Below are 3223 nucleotides of genomic sequence, written 5' to 3'. Positions count from 1 at the left end.
CGAACGCCTCGCGCACCTCGTCGTCCGAGCCGTGGGCCACGGCCTTGGACACGGTCTCGGCCGGTTCTTCGTAGCAGGATTCGAGACGGATGCGGCGATCTCCGCGAGCACCGGCGGCTCGCCCGCCTCGAACGCCACGCGCGGGCGCAGGCCGGCGTCCGCGAAGGCCGCGTCCAGGACGGACCGCAGCCCGGTGCCCTTCGGCAGGCAGATCAGGCTCTCCTCGGCGAGCGCCTGCAGGGTGATCGTGGACCTGCGCGCCAGCGGGTGGGCGCGGGCGACGGCGGCGACGAGGTCCTGCTCGATGACGACCCGCGTCGCGACGCCCTCGGGCGGGCCGGCTCCGAGGCTGAGGTACGCCAGGTCGATCCGTCCGGTGCGGAGCCCTTCGGTCAGCGCCGCGGAGTCCTCCTGGACGACGGTGATCTCGACGTCCGGGTGGTCGCGGTGGAAGCCGGCCAGCATTCCTGGAAGGTCCAGCGACCGGATCCAGTCGATCGTGCCGATAGTGACGTGCCCGCGGAGCAGGCCCGTCAGTTCGTCCACGGCCAGCCGGGCGCCCTCGACCGCCGCGAGCGCGGCCCGCGCGTAGGGCAGGACGGCGGCGCCGACCTCGGTCAGGCGGACGGTCCGGCCGGAGCGGTCGAACAGCGGCTGCCCCAGCTCCCGCTCCAGCTGCCGGATCTGGGCGCTCACGCCTGGCTGGGCCACGTGCAGCCTTGCCGCGGCCTTGGTGAAGCCGGCCTCTTCCGTAACCGCCACGAAGTACTCAAGCTGGCGCAGCTCCATAACCGGACATGCTAGTAGCGGCGCTTCCCAGTGCCCCGACTTCTGGATGACCGGTCGGTCCGGCAACCATTTCTTTTGCCGGTCTTGGCTGCATCGCTGCTGTTCAGAGGACTGATCCGGGCGTGTGCGGTGATTACCTCACCTGCGGGAGGTCGGGTGTTCGGACGGCGCACATGGCCCATACGGGTGCGGATGACCGTTATTGCCGGGACGGTCACCGCCGTGATCTGCGCCATCGTGACGACGCTGATCCTCGTGGAGGCGCGGGGATCGGAGACCGACTCGTCCCGCAGCGAGGCGACCGCGGCCGCGCTCCGGCTGTCGTACGCGTTGCGGCGCGAGCCCGTGGAGGGGCGGATCGACGGGGTGCCGGGCGTCCTGCTGCAGGTCATGGACGAGAGGCGGACGGTGATCGCGGGTTCGCCGGGCCGGTCGATGGCACGCCGGCCGCTCGCCCGCTTCGTCCCGTCGCAGGAGCGCGTCTACACCTCCCGGAAGGTGTGCTCGCCGGTGCGGCGGCACCGGTGCCTGTGGGTGATCGGCTTCCGCATCTTCAAACCCGGCGGCGACTGGCTGATCTACGCCGCCGTCCCGATCGTCCCCTGGTACGTGAGCCCCGGCCTGATCATGTTCCTGGCCAGCGTCTCGCTGCTGGTGATCCTGCTGGCCTGCCTGCGCGCCTGGGCGACGGTGGACCAGACCCTCGCCCCGGTGGAGGCGATCCGGGCCGAGCTGGCGGAGATCACCGCGCACCGGTCGGGCCGCCGGGTGACGGTGCCGGAGAGCCGGGACGAGATCAGGCGGCTCGCGGAGGCCGCGAACGCGACCCTGGACCGGCTGGACAGCGCCCTCGAACGGCAGCGCAGCTTCACCTCCGACGCGTCCCACGACCTGCGCAGCCCCATCGCGGCCGCGCGCACCCAGATCGAGGAGGCGCTGCTGTACCCGGACGACGTCGACTGGCCGCGGACGGCGCGCAGCGTCCTGCAGAGCCTGGAGCGGCTCCAGGCGATCGTGACGGATCTGCTGCAGCTCGCCCGGCTGGACGCCGCCGCCTGGCAGGAGGTCGAGACGATCGACCTCGGCGCGCTGGTCACCATCGAGGTGGCGAGGTCGGAGCGGACGAAGCGGATCGTCCCGCACCTCCAGGAGGGCGTGACGGTGCGCGGGGACCGGCTCAGGCTCGTCCGCCTGCTGACGAACCTGCTGGACAACGCCGAGCGGCACGCCGAGTCGCGCGTCGACATCACGGTGGCGCGGGAGGACGGCACCGCCGTGCTGGAGGTCGTCGACGACGGTGCGGGCGTCGCCGAGAAGGACCGGGACCTGGTGTTCCAGCGCTTCGCCCGCCTGGAGGACAGCAAGGCCCGCGACCCCGGGGGCACCGGTCTCGGCCTGCCGATCGCCCGGGAGATCGCGCGGCTGCACGGCGGCACCCTCACCATCGAGGACAGCGAGCGCGGCGCCCGGTTCGTCCTGCGGATTCCGCGCAACCAGGACGGGAGGCCGGCCGGCTAACCGGTCCGCGGGGGGCGTGAGAAGCGGAGAACCCCGCGGCGGCGGTGCGCGCGGGGTCGTGGCGGGCTGGAGCGGCCCGTGCGGGGGGACGGGCCGGCGGGCGGCCGGTCAGACCGCCGGATGGGCGGCCAGGCCGCGCAGGTGGATCCAGCCTTCGAGGTGCGACTCCTTCACCCGGCAGGTGATCCGCTCGTACTCGGCGGCGGCCACGTGGCCGGGGCTCGGGACGATCACCGAGTCGTAGACGAAACGGGACGCGATGACGCCGAGGTCGGCGCCGGTCGCGGCGAGCCGGTCCTTGAGCGGGCCGGCGTCGAGGAGCCGGGCCGTCGTGATGATGGATGAGCCGGACACGCCGGGCGGGTCGGGCATCACGGGCCCGACGTTCACGGCGACCCTGAGCTGGACGCGTACGGCCCCGGTCGCGCGGTGGTTGTGGCGGCGCAGCCGCCGGCCGAGCGAGACCAGCATGGGGTCGATCACGATGGCCGTGGGGACCTGCGGCGGGATGACGATGAGGGCGCCGTCGCCGCGGTCCTCGACGTGGCAGGCGTCCCAGGGGACGCCCGACTCCTCGAACGCCTCGCGGAGGGCCCGGTACATGGCGCGGCGCACGCCGATCCGGTCGGCGTCGTTGCGGTCGGGCGAGCTGAACCCGGCCACGTCGGTGTACACGATGGTGCAGTTCTGGCCGGCCCAGGACGGGGCGCCGCCGTCCGGGAGGACCATGGGCTGCGTCGGCCGTTCGCAGGACGTCTCGACGGCGCCCTCCAGGACCTGCTGAACGGGCCGGGCCGGCGGCAGCGAGTTGGAGGGCAGGGAGGTGGCGGGCTGCTGGCGCGCAACACCAGCGCCCAGGAGGCGCTCAGCTTCCTCGGCGCCGGCTGCTACCACCACCACGTGCCCGCGGTCGTCG

3 protein-coding genes are annotated in these 3223 nt (G+C 73.3%); 1 reads left to right on the top strand and 2 read right to left on the bottom strand.

The window, feature by feature from the left end; genetic code table 11:
* A partial coding sequence (locus AB0K37_RS41280) for a LysR substrate-binding domain-containing protein (RefSeq protein WP_363991446.1) occupies nt 1-789 on the bottom strand: 789 nt, incomplete at its 3' end.
* A gap of 192 nt (nt 790-981) precedes the next feature.
* Here AB0K37_RS41280 and AB0K37_RS41275 point away from each other — a divergent pair.
* The gene (locus tag AB0K37_RS41275; RefSeq protein WP_363991443.1) at nt 982-2307 is read left to right on the top strand and encodes a HAMP domain-containing sensor histidine kinase; all 1326 of its coding nucleotides are present in this window, start codon (nt 982-984) and stop codon (nt 2305-2307) included.
* A gap of 108 nt (nt 2308-2415) precedes the next feature.
* On the opposite strand, the gene AB0K37_RS41270 is transcribed toward AB0K37_RS41275, so the two are convergent.
* Nucleotides 2416-3223, bottom strand: an 808-nt coding sequence (locus AB0K37_RS41270; RefSeq protein WP_363991440.1) for a hypothetical protein, incomplete at its 5' end; no start/stop codon positions are given.

Source organism: Actinomadura sp. NPDC049753, assembly GCF_040674655.1.
Lineage (GTDB): Bacteria > Actinomycetota > Actinomycetes > Streptosporangiales > Streptosporangiaceae > Spirillospora > Spirillospora verrucosospora.
The sequence above is the reverse complement of the archived record's forward strand: the minus strand, read 5'-3'. Positions and strand labels throughout refer to the sequence as shown.